The 16,844-nt window shown below is 63.4% G+C and carries 14 protein-coding genes; all 14 read left to right on the forward strand.

What is annotated here, in order from left to right; translation table 11 throughout:
- Positions 1 to 104 precede the first annotated feature (104 nt).
- The 14 genes from B5526_RS35645 to lpxA all read left to right on the forward strand — a co-directional run bounded on the left by B5526_RS35645 (position 105) and on the right by lpxA (position 16,831).
- A complete protein-coding gene (locus B5526_RS35645; RefSeq protein WP_079544307.1) occupies positions 105 to 839 on the forward strand; it encodes a carbonic anhydrase in 735 nt (244 codons plus the stop codon).
- 274 nt (positions 840 to 1,113) lie between these two features.
- Positions 1,114 to 3,705, forward strand: coding sequence for a caspase family protein (locus B5526_RS35650; RefSeq protein ID WP_244562145.1), 2,592 nt, complete (start codon positions 1,114 to 1,116; stop codon positions 3,703 to 3,705).
- 246 nt (positions 3,706 to 3,951) lie between these two features.
- Entirely contained in the window at positions 3,952 to 4,950 is a 999-nt protein-coding gene (locus tag B5526_RS35655; protein ID WP_079544308.1) for a 30S ribosomal protein S2, read from the forward strand.
- A 129-nt stretch (positions 4,951 to 5,079) separates the two neighbouring features.
- Positions 5,080 to 6,033, forward strand: coding sequence for a translation elongation factor Ts (gene tsf, locus B5526_RS35660; RefSeq protein ID WP_079544309.1), 954 nt, complete (start codon positions 5,080 to 5,082; stop codon positions 6,031 to 6,033).
- Positions 6,034 to 6,071: 38 nt separating this feature from the next.
- Positions 6,072 to 6,788: a UMP kinase gene (gene pyrH / locus B5526_RS35665; protein ID WP_079544310.1), complete on the forward strand. Its 717-nt coding sequence runs from the start codon at positions 6,072 to 6,074 to the stop codon at positions 6,786 to 6,788.
- Positions 6,789 to 6,865: 77 nt separating this feature from the next.
- Positions 6,866 to 7,429, forward strand: coding sequence for a ribosome recycling factor (frr, locus tag B5526_RS35670; RefSeq protein WP_079544311.1), 564 nt, complete (start codon positions 6,866 to 6,868; stop codon positions 7,427 to 7,429).
- Between the two features lie 24 nt (positions 7,430 to 7,453).
- A complete protein-coding gene (locus tag B5526_RS35675) occupies positions 7,454 to 8,212 on the forward strand; it encodes an isoprenyl transferase (protein WP_079544312.1) in 759 nt (252 codons plus the stop codon).
- Positions 8,209 to 9,069 (forward strand): phosphatidate cytidylyltransferase, encoded by an 861-nt coding sequence (locus B5526_RS35680; RefSeq protein WP_079544313.1) that lies wholly within the window; start codon positions 8,209 to 8,211, stop codon positions 9,067 to 9,069. The genes B5526_RS35675 and B5526_RS35680 overlap by 4 nt, the downstream gene beginning before the upstream one ends.
- A gap of 4 nt (positions 9,070 to 9,073) precedes the next feature.
- The gene (gene dxr / locus B5526_RS35685; protein ID WP_079545923.1) at positions 9,074 to 10,297 is read left to right on the forward strand and encodes a 1-deoxy-D-xylulose-5-phosphate reductoisomerase; all 1,224 of its coding nucleotides are present in this window, start codon (positions 9,074 to 9,076) and stop codon (positions 10,295 to 10,297) included.
- Positions 10,298 to 10,341: 44 nt separating this feature from the next.
- Complete coding sequence (locus B5526_RS35690) at positions 10,342 to 11,493, forward strand: M50 family metallopeptidase (protein ID WP_079544314.1); 1,152 nt, start codon at positions 10,342 to 10,344, stop codon at positions 11,491 to 11,493.
- A 176-nt stretch (positions 11,494 to 11,669) separates the two neighbouring features.
- Positions 11,670 to 14,225: an outer membrane protein assembly factor BamA gene (gene bamA / locus B5526_RS35695; RefSeq protein WP_079544315.1), complete on the forward strand. Its 2,556-nt coding sequence runs from the start codon at positions 11,670 to 11,672 to the stop codon at positions 14,223 to 14,225.
- A gap of 127 nt (positions 14,226 to 14,352) precedes the next feature.
- Positions 14,353 to 15,420, forward strand: a complete 1,068-nt coding sequence (gene lpxD / locus B5526_RS35700) for a UDP-3-O-(3-hydroxymyristoyl)glucosamine N-acyltransferase (RefSeq protein ID WP_079544316.1) — start codon at positions 14,353 to 14,355, stop codon at positions 15,418 to 15,420.
- Positions 15,420 to 15,875 (forward strand): 3-hydroxyacyl-ACP dehydratase FabZ, encoded by a 456-nt coding sequence (gene fabZ, locus B5526_RS35705; protein WP_079544317.1) that lies wholly within the window; start codon positions 15,420 to 15,422, stop codon positions 15,873 to 15,875. The genes lpxD and fabZ overlap by 1 nt, the downstream gene beginning before the upstream one ends.
- Positions 15,876 to 16,024: 149 nt before the next feature.
- Positions 16,025 to 16,831: an acyl-ACP--UDP-N-acetylglucosamine O-acyltransferase gene (lpxA, locus tag B5526_RS35710; RefSeq protein ID WP_079544318.1), complete on the forward strand. Its 807-nt coding sequence runs from the start codon at positions 16,025 to 16,027 to the stop codon at positions 16,829 to 16,831.
- Positions 16,832 to 16,844: the final 13 nt, after the last annotated feature.

The raw sequence follows: 16,844 nt of genomic DNA on the forward strand, positions 1-16,844 counted from the left end.
TTCAACTCAGCTGAAATCAGGCTTTAAAGGTATCCTTTTTGTTTGAGCATGATCGGAAAGCCGGTTTCCACTTTTCCGGATCATGCTCCAGAGCGGAGTTTCCGATGTGCGAGATGTGCCCCCAAAAAGCTACTCTCCGCTTCGGACCTTCCCGGCGCGGCCTGCTGCTCGGTGCGGCGTCGCTGCTTCTTTGCAACGCCGCCGTCGCCAAGGAAAAAGAAAAGGAAAAGAAGCCGCCCAAGCCTGAGAACGTGCTGTCGCCCGATGCAGCGCTCAAGCGGCTCATGAAAGGAAATGAGCGCTACGCCGAGGGCGAATCGCGGCGCCACGATTTCAAGCGTGAGAGAGAGGCCTTGGTCGGAGGTCAAAATCCTTTCGCCGCCATCCTGAGCTGCGCCGATTCCCGCATCGCGCCGGAATACGCCTTCGATACCGGCCGGGGCGATCTCTTCGTTTGCCGCGTGGCTGGCAACTTCGCCAGTGAAGAGACGATCGCCAGCCTGGAATATGCCGTCGCCGTGCTGAATACGCCCCTTATCCTGGTGCTAGGCCACGAGGCCTGCGGCGCCGTCGATGCGACCATAAAATCGCTCAAGGACGGTACGACGTTGCCGGGGCACATGCCCTCGCTGGTCGAAGCGATCGCCCCCGCGGTGAAGGCCGTATCCCAGCAAGGCGGCGATACACTCACAAAGGCTATCCGCCAGAATGTGGTCGACAACGTCGCCAAGCTGCGCTCGGCAACGCCGATCCTCAGCGCCGCGGTCGAGCAGGGCAAGATCAAGGTGGTCGGCGGCATCTACCGGCTGAAGGACGGCGAAGTTGATATGGTCGCCTGAGGGGCGACCTGCGTATAATGCGGTACCGTTGGCGGGCAACCTCGCGCGGAGCCGCAAGGGACGGGGAACCCGCTGATCCCAGTCAATTGCTGCATGTGCGCGCCGCTCGCGCGTCATGCATCGCGGTCACGGCCACGCCTTAATGGCAGCGCTTTTCGTTCAAGCGGCGTTCAGCTAATTGCGCGCCCAATGCGCGCGGATGTCGCAATTGAACCTTGAGCGGACAAAGATCATGTGCGGGACCAAGAGCTCTTCAATTTTTTCGCTATGCCTGATGCTGTTTGTGACCCTTCCGGGGATCGTGAGTTCCGCCAGCGCCCAGCAGCAGGAAAAGCGCATCGCGCTGGTGGTCGGCGACGGTGCCTACGCCAAGGGGCAGCTTGCGACCGCGGCCAACGATGCCGGCCTGATCGCGCAGACCCTGCAGGCGGCCGGCTTCGACGTGGTCGGGGCCCGTGACCTCGACGCTGACACCCTGCGCGGAAGCTTTCGCGATTTCATCCAGAAGGCCCAGGCGTCAGGTCCGGGCACGGTCGCGATGGTCTATCTGTCCGGCTACGGCATGCAGCTCGCCGGCGAGAATTATTTCATCCCGGTCGATTCCTCGCTGAGCCGCGACGTCGACATTCCCGTCGAAGGATTGCGGATCTCTGACTACACCCGCCAGCTCGCATCGCTGCCGCTGAAGGCCTCGATCGTGGTGCTCGACGCGGCGCGCCAGCAGCCCTTCATCGAGGGCGGCCAGCCGATCGCGGGCGGCCTTTCGCTGGTCGAGCCGGATCCGCACATGCTGATCGCGTTCAACGCCGCACCGGGCACGGTCGCTCCCAACGAGCAGGGGAACTATGGCGTTTACGCCCAGTCGCTCGCCGAGATGATCCGCACCGGCGGACTGCCGCTGCCGGAGGTGTTCAACCGCTTGCGGCTGCGCGTCAACGAGGCCAGCAAAGGCGCGCAAGTGCCATGGGACGCCGAGAAGATCGACGCGCCGTTCATGTTCTTCGATCGCGCGCCGGATGCGCCCGCGCCGCCACCGCAGGACCAGGTCGCGGCGATCAGGAGCAAGCCGATCCGCGATCTCGGGGTGCAGGATGCCTATGCCGCGGCGCTCGAACGCGACACGCTGCCTGCTTATGAGGATTTCCTGGCCGCCTATCCCGGCGATCCCCTCGCCAGACGGGTCCGCGCCATCGTCGCCGCGCGGCGCGAGGCAATCACCTGGCTGCGTACCTACCGGAACGATACGCCGCAGGCCTACTGGTCGTATCTGCGGCGCTATCCGCGCGGGCCCCATGCCTGGGACGCCCGTCGCCGCCTCGCCATCCTCACCGCGCCGCTGGAGCCGCCGCCGGCATTCGCCGTGATCGATTATGACGTGCCGCCGCCGCCGCCCGATGAGATCGTCTATGTCGATAGGCCCGTGCTGGTGTTCAGCGATCCCGAGTTCGACTTTGTGCCGCCACCGCCGCCGCCGGTATTCTTCCTGCCGCCGCCGCCACCGGATTTTGTCATCCTGGCGCCGCCGATCGTGGCGGTCGGGCTGTTCGTCCTGCCGCAGCCGTACTTTGTGCCGATCCCGGTCTATTGCCAGACGCCGGTCTATGTGTCGCCGCCGCCGAACAACATCATCTTCGCCAATATCCACAACACGACCGTCATCAACAACGTCATCAACCAGCCGCCTCCGGTCGCGCCGGCGGCACCGGCTGCTGCCGCCACGCCGGGCGCTCCCGCGACCCCGGGCGCCCCCGCGACCCCGGGTGCTCCCGCTACCGCTGGGGCTCCCACCGCCCAACCCGGAGCTGTGTCGGCAGCCGCAAAGGGCGGACCGGGGCAGGGCACTGTGACGGCGGCGGTCACCACCGGTGCGCAGGTTCAGACACCGCTGACGGTGAAGAACAAGGCCATGGCGATCCAGAGAGGGGATCAGGCGGCGCCGCAGAGCACAATAATCAATGGAACAGCAAAGTCTGCTGGAATTGCGAGCGTACAGTCCGGTCAGAAGGCGACGACATCGACGACGCTGCAGACAAACACAGCCCCTAACTCGCTGAAGGACAAAACCCTGCCGGGCATGGGAGCTACTCCCTTGCCGAAGGGCGCGAACGATTCCACGCCGGGCCTGGCGAACCCAAGTACGAAGCCCGGTCCTGAAAACAAATCGGCGACGACAAGCCCGACCACCTCTCCGGCGGGGGCGGCGTCCGGTGCCGGAGCTGCGGGGAGCCCGAAAACGCTGGGCACCACGGGACCTGCTCAGGGCGTGACAGCCCCCAGTGGGAAGCCCACCCCTGAAACCAAATCGGCGACGACGACCCCGTTGACGACATCGCCGACGGGGCCGGCCTCTGGTGCCGGAGCTGCGGGGAGCCCGAAAACGCTGGGTACCACCGGACCTGCTCAGGGCGTGACAACCCCCAGTGGGAAACCCACCCCTGAAACCAAATCGGCGACGACGACCCCGTTGACGACATCTCCGACGGGGGCGGCGTCCCGTGCCGGAGCTGGAGGCACCCCGAAAACGTTGGAAATGGGCCGAAAACCAAAGGAAGTTCTGCCGCCACCACCGTCAGCGAAACCTGCTGCGGCGCCGCCAAAACCGCCGCCGCCGGTCGCACATGTTGAACCCACGCACCGGGTTGCGCCGCCGCCTCCACCGCCGCCGCGCCCGGCACCGCAGGTCGCAAGACCGGCACCGCCACCGCCGCCTCGTCCGGCCCCGCCGCCGCCTCCGCCGCCGCATCCGGTGGCTCAGGCCGTCCGTCCGGCGCCGCCCCCACCGCCACCGCGGCCAGCTCCTCCGCCACCGCCGAAGCCGGCACCCGCGGCAGCCAAGAAATGTCCGCCGAACGTGCCGAAATGCTGAAGACGGATCCGGTCGGGCCGCAATTCGGGGCCTGACCGGACGCTGCATGGGAATCGTCGACCGATGCGGAATCGGTTGCCTGAGGTGCCGAAAACCGGCCGTATTTCCTTGCTTCTCGCGAAAATACCGCTATATACCGCGCCATCTCACACGGAAACATGGCTCAAAAGGCCGTCCGGTGGCAGCCGGGCCATAAGGCTCGTTTGCTCACACGTTTCCGGAGGAACCAACCGGAGAATTTTTAACATGGCACTACCCGATTTCTCTATGCGTCAGCTATTGGAAGCTGGCGTTCACTTTGGCCACCAATCGCACCGCTGGAATCCGAAAATGGCGGATTACATTTTCGGTGCCCGCAACAACATCCACATCATCGACCTCGCGCAGACCGTGCCGCTGTTGCATCGCGCTCTGCAGGCGGTCTCCGATACCGTCGCCAAGGGCGGCCGCGTGCTGTTCGTCGGCACCAAGCGGCAGGCGCAGGACGGCGTCGCGGAGGCCGCAAAGCGCTCGGCGCAGTATTTTGTGAACTCGCGCTGGCTCGGCGGCACCCTGACCAACTGGAAGACCATTTCCGGTTCGATCAAGCGGCTGCGGCATCTCGATGAGGTGCTCAATTCGGGCGATGCCAATGCCTACACCAAGAAGGAGCGGCTGACGCTGCAGCGCGAGCGCGACAAGCTCGACCGCTCGCTCGGCGGCATCAAGGACATGGGCGGGCTGCCCGACATGATCTTCGTGATCGACACCAACAAGGAAGACATCGCGATCTCCGAAGCGCAGCGGCTCAACATTCCCGTCGCCGCGATCGTCGACACCAATTCCGACCCCAAGGGCATCACCTATGTGATTCCCGGCAATGACGACGCCGGCCGCGCCATCTCGCTCTATTGCGATCTGGTCGCGCGTGCGGTGATCGACGGCATTTCGCGCGCGCAAGGCGAGGCCGGGATCGATGTCGGCGCCTCCGCCCATCCGGTCCGCGAGGAGATTCCGACTGCACCGCAGGTCTCGGGCTTCCAGGGTCTGGCCGGGCCGCGCGGGGCTCCCGACGATCTCAAGAAGCTTACCGGCGTGTCGGGCACGATCGAGAAGAAGTTCAACGATCTCGGCATCTTCCACTACTGGCAGCTCGCCGAACTCGATCACGACACCGCCCACAAGATCGGCGAAGATGTCGGGCTTCCGTCGCGCGCCGATGGCTGGGTGGCCCAGGCCAAGGCAATGACCGCGGAAGCCGAATAACGCGAACGCGCTGGCCGGAGCCTTCCGGCCACGGGCTTCCACCCTAGATTGTTCCCTGACGATGGGCGGCGGCGAGGCGGCAAGGGGCCGCATCGCGGTCGCCCTGACAGGCAAGAGGAATTTTTGACGATGGCAACGATCACAGCAGCGATGGTCAAGGACCTGCGCGAGTCGACCGGCGCGGGCATGATGGATTGCAAGGCAGCCCTCACCGAGAGCGGCGGCGACATGCAGGCCGCCCAGGACTGGCTGCGCAAGAAGGGTCTGTCCAAGGCCGCGAAAAAGGCTGGCCGCGTCGCGGCTGAGGGCCTGATCGCCGCCGCCACCTCGGGCCCCAAGGGCGTTGTCGTCGAGGTCAATTCCGAGACCGACTTCGTCGCCCGCAACGAGCAGTTCCAGGGCCTGGTCAAGATGATCGCCCAGGTCGCGCTCAGCGTCGGCGCCGATCTCGAGAAGATCAAGGCCGCCAAGGTCGGCAGCGTGACGGTCGAGACCGCGATCGCGGACGCGATTGCGACCATCGGCGAAAACATGACGCTGCGCCGCGCGGCCATGCTCGAAGTGCCCAAGGGCGTGGTGTCAAGCTATGTTCACAACGCCGTGGTCGAAGGCGCTGGCAAGATGGGCGTGATCGTGGCGCTCGAATCCGCCGGCAAGACCGAAGAGCTTGCAGCACTAGGCCGCCAGCTCGCGATGCATGTCGCCGCCGCCAATCCGCAGGCGCTCGATCCGGCCGGCCTCGATCCGGCGGTGGTCAAGCGCGAAAAGGACGTTCTGGCAGACAAATACCGTCAGCAGGGCAAGGCCGAAAACGTGATCGAGAAGATCGTCGAGTCCGGCTTGAAGACCTTCTACAAGGAAGTCTGTCTGCTGGAGCAGGCCTTTATCCACGATAACGCCAAATCGGTCGCCCAGGCGGTGAAGGAAGCTGAGGGCAAGATCGGCGGCGCTGTGAAGATCACCGGATTTGTGCGCTATGCTCTGGGCGAGGGAATCGACCGGCAGGAGTCCGATTTCGCGGCCGAGGTTGCGGCGGCGAGCGGACAGAAGAAACCGCCGGAAGGCACCGCGACCGTGTCGTAAGCGGGAGCTGACGCGCGGAGAAGGAAAGCGTTTCGAAAATGGCTGAGCCGGTCTATCGTCGCGTGGTGATCAAGCTCTCGGGCGAATATCTCGCCGGCGCGCAATCCTTCGGCATCGACCAGCCAACATTGGACCGCATCGCCGGCGAGTTGATATCAGCTCAAAAACTCGGCGCTGAAATTGCCGTCGTGGTCGGCGGCGGCAACATCGTTCGCGGGGTCGAAGTATCCTCGCGCGGCGTGTCGCGGCCGACCGGTGACACCATGGGCATGCTCGCGACCGTGATGAACTGCCTCGCGCTGGAGGCCGCCATCGAGCGCCGAGGGGCGGCGGCACGCACGCTATCGGCGTTCGTGATGCCGCAGGTCTGCGAACTCTACACCAGAGCTGCGACGCACAAATATCTGGCCGAGGGCCGCATCGTGCTGCTCGGCGGTGGAACCGGCAATCCGTTCTTCACCACCGACACCACGGCGGTATTGCGCGCGGCCGAAATCGGCGCGCAGGCGGTGCTGAAGGCCACCAATGTCGACGGCGTCTACAGCGCCGATCCCAAAAAAGACCCGTCCGCCAAGCGGTTCGACCGGCTGACGCATTCAGAGGCGATCGCGGGCGGCTACAAGGTCATGGATACGACCGCTTTCGCGCTTGCCCGCGAGACGTCGCTGCCTATCATCGTGTTCTCGATCGCCGAGCCGGATGCGATGAGTGCGATCCTGCTCGGCAAGGGTCACGGCACCATCGTCGCCGGCTGACGGGTTCGCGCAGGCCATCGCTCGCGCGAAAAAAGCCTGACGGCCTCGACGAAGAGTTTTTCAGGAGGGAGAGCGTTATGCCCACCGGTACATTTGACATCAACGAATTGAAACGCCGCATGCAGGGCGCCACCCAGGCGCTCAAGCACGAATTGGGGGGCTTGCGAACCGGCCGCGCCGCGGCCTCGATGCTGGAACCGGTGCAGGTCGATGCCTATGGCACCCACATGCCGCTGAACCAGCTTGCGACCATCAGCGTGCCGGAGCCGCGGCTGCTCTCGGTGCAGGTCTGGGACAAATCGATGGTCAAGGCGGTGGAGAAGGCGATCGTCGATTCCAATCTCGGCCTGAGCCCCGCCACCGAAGGGCAGGTGCTGCGCCTGCGCATTCCCGAACTCAACGAGGAGCGACGCAAGGAACTGGTCAAGGTCGCGCACAAATATGCCGAAGCGGCGCGCGTCGCGGTCCGCCACGTCCGCCGCGACGGCCTCGATACCGTCAAGAAGCTCGAGAAGAATCACGAGATATCCGAGGACGATCAGGAACGTCTGGCCGCTGATGTGCAGAAGGCAACCGACGGGACGATTTCGGAAATCGATCAGTTGCTTGCGGCCAAGGAAAAAGAAATCCTCACAGTCTAAGGACTGATCGCTAAGGACTGATCGATGTCGAACGCCACAGCCCCCGCAACCGATGGACCGGATCGAACCGATCCTCCTCTGCACGTGGCAATCATCATGGATGGCAACGGGCGCTGGGCGGCGGCCCGCGGTCTGCCGCGCGCGGAAGGCCATCGCCGCGGCGTCGAAGCGTTGCGCCGCGTGGTTCGCGCCGCCCATGAACTCGGCATCCTCTATTTGACGATCTTTTCCTTCAGCTCGGAAAACTGGTCGCGTCCGGCGACCGAAATCGGTGACCTGTTCGGCCTGCTTCGCCGCTTCATCCGCAACGATTTGGCGACGCTGCATCGCGACGGCGTGCGGGTGCGGGTGATCGGCGAGCGCGCCGGTTTGGAGGGCGACATCTGCGCGCTCCTGAATGAAGCCGAGGAACTGACCAAGGACAATACAAAGCTCAGTCTCGTGGTCGCCTTCAACTACGGGTCGCGGCAGGAAATCGCGCAAGCCGCGCAACGGCTGGCGCGCGAGGTCAAAGACGGCAAGCGCGAGCCGTCGTCGATCGACGCCGACGCGCTCGGCCAATACCTCGATGCGCCGGATATTCCCGATCCCGATCTGATCATTCGCACCAGCGGCGAGCAGCGGCTGTCGAATTTCCTGATGTGGCAGGCGGCTTACAGCGAACTCGTGTTCGTGCCGATCCATTGGCCGGATTTCGACAAGGCAGCGCTCGAGGGCGCGATCGCCGAATATGCCAGACGGGAACGCCGATTCGGCGGTCTGGCCGCGAAAACCGGATCGTGACCGACAGCAAGGCCGCGCCCGCGGCCATGGCCGAGCAGGGTTCGCGCAATCTCCTGGTTCGGATCCTCGTAGCCTTGGTGCTGGCGCCCCTTGCCATTGCGATCGCCTATGCCGGCGGCTGGCCGTGGGCCGTTCTGGTGACGCTCGCTGCGGCCGGCCTCTATGTCGAATGGCTGATGATTATTGGCGTGGCGCGTGAGACGCGGGTGGCCGCGTCAGGGACCGCGGCGCTGGCGATATCGGGGCTTTGCCTCGCCGTGGGGTGGATCGATGCCTCGCTTGTCGCAGCTGGGCTCGGACTAGCCGCCGTAGCGTTGCTATCGCCGCAGCGCCGGATCTGGGCCGCGACCGGATTTTTATATGCCGCCGCGGCCGAGATCACTTCCGTGCTGGTGCGCCTCGACCAGGTTTACGGCTTCGTCGCGCTGATCCTGATCCTGCTCGTGGTATGGGTGACCGATATCGGCGGTTATTTCGCCGGTCGCGGCATTGGCGGGCCGAAATTATGGCCGCAGGTCAGTCCCAAGAAGACCTGGGCGGGCGCCATCGGCGGCTTTGTGGCGAGCCTTGCGGTCGCAGCAGGCTTTGCCGCCTTTGCCAAAACAGTTCCACCCCTTAAGCTCGGTCCGCTGTTGCTCCTGGCCGCGGCGCTCTCGGTGGTTTCACAGCTAGGCGATCTCTTTGAATCTGCGGTAAAACGGCGTTTCGGCGTCAAGGACTCAAGTCACATAATCCCCGGCCATGGCGGGCTAATGGATCGGCTCGACGGCTATGTCGCGGCGGTCGTCGTGGCGGCTATTTTCGGGCTTTTGCGGGGTGGCGTGGATGGCGTCGGCCGCGGTCTTATGGTTTGGTGAAAACATGAGCGCAGTTCCCTTGCGTAACAGCAAAGCCGCGGTATCCGATATACGCACCGTGAGCGTCCTCGGCGCCACCGGTTCCATCGGCGACAGCACCATGGATTTGCTGCGGGGCGCGCGCGACCGCTATCAGGTCGAGGCGCTGACCGCGAATTCCAACGTCCAGGCGCTGGCAAAACTGGCAAAAGAGTTCGGCGCGCGGTTTGCGGCGGTGGCCGATCCCGCGCGCCTCGCAGAATTGAAGGATGCGCTCGCCGGCACGCGGACCGAATGCGGCGCCGGCGAAAGCGCTGTCATCGAGGCGGCGGCGCGGCCGGCGGATTGGGTGATGGCGGCAGTCAGCGGCGCGGCCGGATTGAAGCCTGCACTCGCCGCGGTCGATCGCGGCGCAACCGTTGCGCTCGCCAACAAGGAATGCCTGGTCTGTGCGGGCGACTTCTTCATGCAGCGCGCGGCAAAAGCTGGCGCCTGCATCCTGCCCGCCGATTCCGAGCATAATGCGCTGTTTCAGGCGCTGGGCTCGGGAAATCGCGAAGAACTGGTCCGCGTGATCATCACCGCCTCCGGCGGGCCGTTCCGCACCTGGGCCATTGCCGATATCGAGCAGGCGACGCTGGCGCAGGCCCTAAAACATCCGAACTGGAGCATGGGGCAGAAGATCACCATCGATTCCGCCTCGATGATGAACAAGGGGCTCGAAGTCATCGAAGCCTCCTATCTGTTCGCGCTGGCGCCGGATGAAATCGACGTGCTGGTGCATCCGCAATCGATCATCCATGGCATGGTGGAATTCTCCGATCGTTCGGTGGTCGCGCAATTGGGCGCGCCGGACATGCGGACCCCGATCGCGCATTGCCTCGGCTGGCCCGACCGCATCAATGGGCCGGCAGCCAAGCTCGACCTGGCAAAAATCGGACAGCTGACCTTCGAGGCGCCGGATTTCGACCGGTTCCCGGCGCTCCGGCTGGCTTACGATTCTTTAAGGACCGGACGCGGTGCAACTACGGTATATAACGCCGCGAACGAGGTGGCGGTCGCAGCCTTCATCGCCGGCAAGATCAGGTTCGGCGCGATCGCGCGGCTGGTTGAAGCCACCATCGAGGCCTGGATTCGCGCCGGCAATCTGGCACCGTTGACGTCGGCCGACGACGCCATTGCCGTTGACCATAACGCGCGAAATAAAGCTGCCACCCTATTGCCTCAAATTGCCTTAAAGGCATCCTAGAGGGTTGGGGAGACAGGGCCTCCAGCTCTGGTTAGGGGAATCGGATGTCCGAGTTTTTTCTTCATGGTTTCAGCACGTTGAGTCATGGGCTCATCGGTTACATCATCCCCTTTTTGTTCGTCCTGACGATCGTCGTGTTCTTCCACGAGCTCGGCCATTTCCTGATTGCGCGCTGGACGGGCGTGAAAGTGTTAACGTTCTCGCTCGGCTTCGGGCCGGAATTGTTCGGCTTCAACGACCGCCATGGGACGCGCTGGAAGATCTCGGCGGTCCCGCTCGGCGGCTACGTCAAGTTCTTCGGTGACGACAGCGAGGCCTCGACGCCATCCGTCGACGTGCTCGCGGGCATGACCGAGGAAGAGCGCAAGGGCAGCTTCCATCACAAGAAAGTCGGAGCGCGCGCGGCGATCGTCGCCGCCGGGCCGATTGCCAATTTCATTCTGGCCATCCTGATCTTCACCTTCCTGTTCACGTTCTTCGGCAAGCCCAGCACGACTGCGCTCGTCGATCAGGTAGAGGCGGGCAGCCCGGCGGCGGCCGCCGGTTTTCAGGTCGGCGACGTCGTCACCGCGATCGACGGCACCAAGATCGACAGTTTCTCGGACATGCAGCGGATCGTCACCGTCAGGCCCGGCGAGCATTTGACGTTCACGATCAAGCGTGGCGATGCCACGCTGCAACTGCATGGCATCCCCGAACTCCGCGAACAGAAGGACCCGTTCGGCAATGTCCATCGGGGCGGCGTGCTGGGGATTACCCGCAAGACCGTTGCCGGCGACATCACGACCGAGCGGGTTGATCCCGCCACCGCGCTCTGGCTCGGGGTCAAGGAAACCTGGTTCGTGATTGACCGGACACTGGCCTATATCGGCGGCATCTTTACCGGCCGCGAGGCGGCCGACCAGGTCGGCGGCCCGCTTCGAATCGCCCAGATTTCCGGTCAGGTCGCCACCTTCGGGCTTGGCGCGCTGGTGCATCTGGCGGCCGTGCTCTCGATCTCGATCGGGTTGTTGAATCTATTTCCCGTACCGCTGCTCGATGGCGGTCATCTTTTGTTCTACGCGGTCGAGGCTGTGCGCGGGCGCCCGCTGTCGGATCGGGCCCAGGAGATGGGGTTCCGGATCGGGCTCGGTCTGGTGCTGATGCTGATGGTGTTTGCCACCTACAACGACATCCTGCATCTGGCGGCATCCTGAAGGCGGCTTTTTTGTGACGTGGCCAATAGGCAACGTCTTGGAATGAAATTGGAATTACACTGCGATAGGACTTTTGCCCCCTTGCCAAAATTGGCTACAAGCTGAGCAATCAATGGGAATCTGCCGGCTCGCGTGGGGGCGGGGGCCGGCACTGGAATGACAAGGGCGCTTTGCGCATGAATGTTGGAATGCGAGTGCGGGGGGGCTTGTTTGCCGCCTTGGTCATGTGCGCCCTGCCGGTCGCCGGGATGATGGCGGCTATCCTGGTGTCGTCGCCTGCCGCGGCCCAGTCGGTGTCTTCGATCGAGGTCGAAGGGAACCGGCGCGTCGAAGTCGAGACCATTCGCTCGTATTTCAAGCCGGGACCCGGAGGGCGGCTCGATCAGGCGGCGATCGATGACGGGCTGAAAGCGCTGATCGAGACCGGGCTGTTCCAGGACGTCAGGATCAACCAGGCGGGCGGCCATTTGGTGGTGACCGTGGTCGAAAATCCGGTGATCGGGCGCGTCGCCTTCGAGGGCAACAAGAAGATCAAGGACGAGCAGCTCTCGGCGGAAATCCAATCCAAGCCGCGCGGCACGTTTTCTCGTCCGATGGTGCAGTCCGACGCCCAGCGCATCGCCGAAATCTATCGCCGCTCCGGCCGCTACGACGTCCACGTCGAGCCCGAAATCATCGAGCAGCCGAACAACCGCGTCGATCTCGTTTTCACCATCACCGAGGGCCCCAAGACCGGCGTCAAATCCATCGAATTCATCGGCAACGTCACCTATTCGGCGTATCGCCTCAAGGACGTCATCAAGACCCACGAATCGAATCTCCTGAGCTTCCTCGGCAGCGGCGACGTCTACGATCCGGACCGGGTCGAAGCCGATCGCGACCTGATTCGCCGCTTCTATTTGAAGCACGGCTTTGCCGATGTGCAGGTGGTGGCGGCGCTCACCGAATATGATCCGGAGCGCAAGGGCTTTCTGGTGACCTTCAAGATCGAGGAGGGCCAGCAGTACCGGGTTGCGTCGGTCGAGCTTCAGTCCAGCATCTCGACACTCAACGGAAACGATCTTCGCAGCTTCTCGCACGTCAATGTCGGCTCGCTCTACAACGCCGAGGCATTGGAGAAATCCGTCGAGGAAATGCAGATCGAGGCCTCGCGGCGGGGTTACGCCTTTGCGGTGGTGCGCCCGCGCGGCGACCGCAATTTCGAGAACCACACCGTTTCGATCATCTTCGCCATCGACGAAGGCCCGCGAACCTATATCGAGCGCATCAATGTGCGCGGCAATACCCGCACAAGGGACTACGTGATCCGCCGCGAATTCGACATCTCCGAGGGCGACGCCTACAACCGCGCGCTGGTCGACCGCGCCGAGCGCCGGCTGAAGAACCTTGATTTCTTCAAGAACGTGAAAGTCTCGGCCGAACCCGGATCCTCGAGCGATCGGGTGATTCTCAACGTCGATCTGGAAGAGAAATCCACCGGTGACTTCTCGGTATCGGGCGGCTATTCGACAACGGACGGCGCGCTCGCCGAGGTCAGCATCTCCGAACGCAACTTCCTCGGCCGCGGATTGTTCGCCAAGGCGACGGTCACTTACGGCCAGTACGCGCGCGGCTACTCGCTGTCCCTGGTCGAACCTTACCTGTTGGATTATCGGGTGGCGCTCGGCCTCGACCTGTTCCAGCGCACGCAGCTGGCCAACTCCTTTATCTCGTACGGCACCAAGACGCTGGGCTTCAGTCCGCGGCTCGGATTCTCGCTGCGCGAGGATCTTTCGTTGCAGCTCCGCTATTCGATCTATCAGCAGCAAATCTCGCTGCCGTCCTATCTGGCAAATTGTAACAACAACCCGAGCAACGGTCTGCTCGCCTTCAATCCGTCGCCCTCGTGGGTGAATGCGAACGGCGTTGCCGCAGCGAACGCTTTGGGCGCGACAGACGCGACGGGACTCGGTCTTTGGTGTTACAGCGATGGCGAGGCGTCGCTGCCGGTCCGCAAGGAGCTCGCGAGCGGCAAGACGCTGACCTCGTCGGTCGGCTATTCGCTGGACTACAACACGCTGGACAACAACAAGAACCCGACCGACGGCCTCTTGATCGATTTCAAGCAGGACTTCGCCGGCGTCGGCGGCGACGTCAGCTATCTGAAGAGCGCGTTCGACGCGAAATACTACACGCCGCTGGTTTCCGATATCGTCGGGCTGATCCACGTCCAGGGCGGCATCCTCAACAAGGTCGGCAACACCGAACTGCGGATGCTCGATCAGTTCCAGATGGGCCCGAATCTTGTCCGCGGTTTTGCCCCGAACGGCATCGGGCCGCGCGACATCTATCCGTACGGCACGATGGACGCGCTCGGCGGCACCAAATATTGGGGTGCGTCATACGAGTTGCAGATGCCGTTCTGGTTCCTGCCGAAGGAAGTGGGCTTGAAGGGCGCGGTCTATGCCGATGCCGGCGGGCTGATGGATTACCAGGGACCGACGTCGTGGGCTGCCACCGGCGAAGTCAACGTGCCCGGCTGTATTCCGTCGACGCCACAGCCTACCCCCAGCCCCGGAACCTGCTTGGGATTGCAGTTCGACAAGGGTAACGTGGTTCGCAGCTCCGTGGGTGTCGGCTTGATCTGGGCATCGCCGTTCGGTCCGCTGCGCTTCGACTATGCAGTGCCGCTGACCAAGGGTAGGTTTGACCGCGTGCAGCAGTTCAAGTTTGGCGGCGGGACATCGTTCTGAGGCGTTTGCGAGCGAAGTGGGCACCGGTTCGCGTGAAGAAAACGCGTCAAGACAGAGAGAGGGTCAGGTTCTGATTTCCCAGGACCGGAGCTCTGGTTCGATCACCGGCCGGACCGCGACGGGTGGAATGGCGCAGCCGAGATTCTTCGAACAACCGCCTCCGTTGACGCTGGCCGATATCGCCGCGTTGACAAGAGCGCTTTTGGCCGATCCGTCGCGCGGCGGGCAACAGGTCAGGGGGCTGGCATCGCTCGACGAAGCCGGCCCGATGCATCTGACGTTTTTCGACAATCTGAAATATGCCGACCAGTTAAAGTCGACCAAAGCCGGGGCGTGTCTGGTCAGTGCCCGTTTCGAAGCCGACGTCCCCGCCCACGTCGCCGTCTTGCGCGCCACCCAGCCGTTCCGCGAATTTGTGAAGATTGCGCGTCACCTGCACTCCGAGGCGCTTCGGCCGCAGTCCTGGTTCGGCAATGCCGGCATCGCGGCCTCCGCCATCATCGATTCGAGCGCCCACCTGGAAGACGGCGTCATCGTCGATCCCTTGGCCGTCATCGGCCCCAACGTCGAAATCGGCGCAGGCACTGTGATCGGCGCGGGGGCCGTGATCGGCGCCAATGTCAGGATCGGCAGGGATTGCAACGTCGGGGCCCATTGCTCAATTCAGTTTGCGCTGATCGGCAACAATGTCCTGATCCATCCCGGCTGCAGCATCGGGCAGGATGGCTATGGGTTTGTCTTCTTTGGACTGGACGGGCACCTGAAAGTGCCGCAGACCGGCCGCGTCCTGATCCAGAACGATGTCGAGATCGGCGCCGGAACCACCATCGACCGCGGCAGCCTGCGCGACACCGTGATCGGCGAGGGCACCAAAATCGACAATCAGGTCCAGATCGGTCACAATGTGACGATTGGCCGACATTGTCTGCTGGCGGCCCAGATCGGGCTCGCGGGCAGTTTGACGATCGGCGACAATGTCGCGCTGGGAGCCAAGGTGGGCATCAACAACCATCTTCATATCGGCGACGGCGCCCAGGTCACGGCGATGAGTGCCGTCAAGGATGACATTCCACCAGGCGGGCGCTGGGGTGGCCACTTTGCAAAGCCGACCAAGCAATGGTTCCGGGAGATCATTGCGGTGGAGCGTCTGGTGCGCGACGGCAGCGCCGGTCCGAAGGACGAGGGGCGCGATTGATGGAGGCAGCGGTCCGATTCGAGCTTGTGGACATCAACGAGATTCTCAAGACGCTTCCGCATCGCTATCCGATGCTGCTGATCGATCGGGTCATCAATATCCGTACCGATTACTCAGGCATCGGCGTCAAGAACGTCACCTTCAACGAACCGCCGTTCCTCGGTCATTTTCCAGACCGCCCGGTCTATCCCGGCGTGATGATGATCGAAGCGATGGCGCAGACCGCCGGCGTGATCGGTATCAAATCGGTCGAGGGCACCGAAAAGCCGCGCGCGGTTTATTTTCTCACCATCGACAAGTGCAAATTCCGTAAGCCCGTGATGCCCGGCGACACCATCGAATATCACATGCGCTCGATCGGCCGGCGCAAGACCATGTGGTGGTTTCACGGCGACGCCAAGGTCAGCGGCGCAACGGTGGCAGAGGCCGACGTCGGCGCGATGCTGACGGACTGATAGGGCGGCGACCGGTCTCGGGACGGCCAATCGGCATTAACGAAATACGGCGTAACCATACGTCACTAGACACCATCGGCATGTCGCGGTAACCACCTGAAAACCCAACATTTTAGCGACCGGCGCATAGCCAATTCTGGACCCATTCGATGAGCATGATCGATCCCACCGCGCGGATTGAAGATGGCGCTGTGATCGGCGAGGGTACCTCTGTTGGTCCCTATTGCATGATCGGCCCGCACGTCGTGATCGGCAACAACTGCAAGCTGATCGGGCATGTGCATATCACCGCGCAGACCACGATCGGCGATGACTGCACGATCTATCCGTTCGTCTCATTGGGCACGCCGCCACAAGCGCTGAGCTATCGCGGCGAACTGACGAGACTCGAGATCGGCCAGGGCTGCACCATCCGCGAACAGGTGACCATGAACGCCGGCAGTGTCGGCGGCGGCGGCGTTACCCGCGTTGGCGACCGCGGTTATTTCATGAACTGCAGCCATGTCGGTCACGACTGCCAGGTCGGCAATGACGTGATCTTCGCGACTTCGGCGACGCTCGGCGGCCACTGCGAGATTGGCGATTTTGTCTTTATCGGCGGATTGTCCGCGGTGCATCAGTTCACCCGGATCGGACCGCAGGTGATGGTCGGCGGCGTCTGCGGCGTGCGCGGCGACGTGATCCCGTTCGGCCTCGTCAACGGCCAATATGCGAGCCTCGAGGGTCTCAACATCATCGGCATGAAGCGCCGCAAGTTTACCCGCGAGCGGCTCGCCACGGTACGCGCGTTCTATCAAAAGCTGTTTCACGGGCCGGGCATTTTTGCCGAAAGGCTCAGTGAAGTGCAGCCGCTGGCTGCCGAAGACCCCGCGATCGCGGAGATCCTGGCCTTCATCGCCGGCGGCCAGCACCGGGCGCTGTGTCTTCCCGCCGACGGCGGCAACCGACTGGGATGACGAGGTCGCCGGA

The organism is Bradyrhizobium lablabi (assembly GCF_900141755.1).
Lineage (GTDB): Bacteria > Pseudomonadota > Alphaproteobacteria > Rhizobiales > Xanthobacteraceae > Bradyrhizobium > Bradyrhizobium lablabi_A.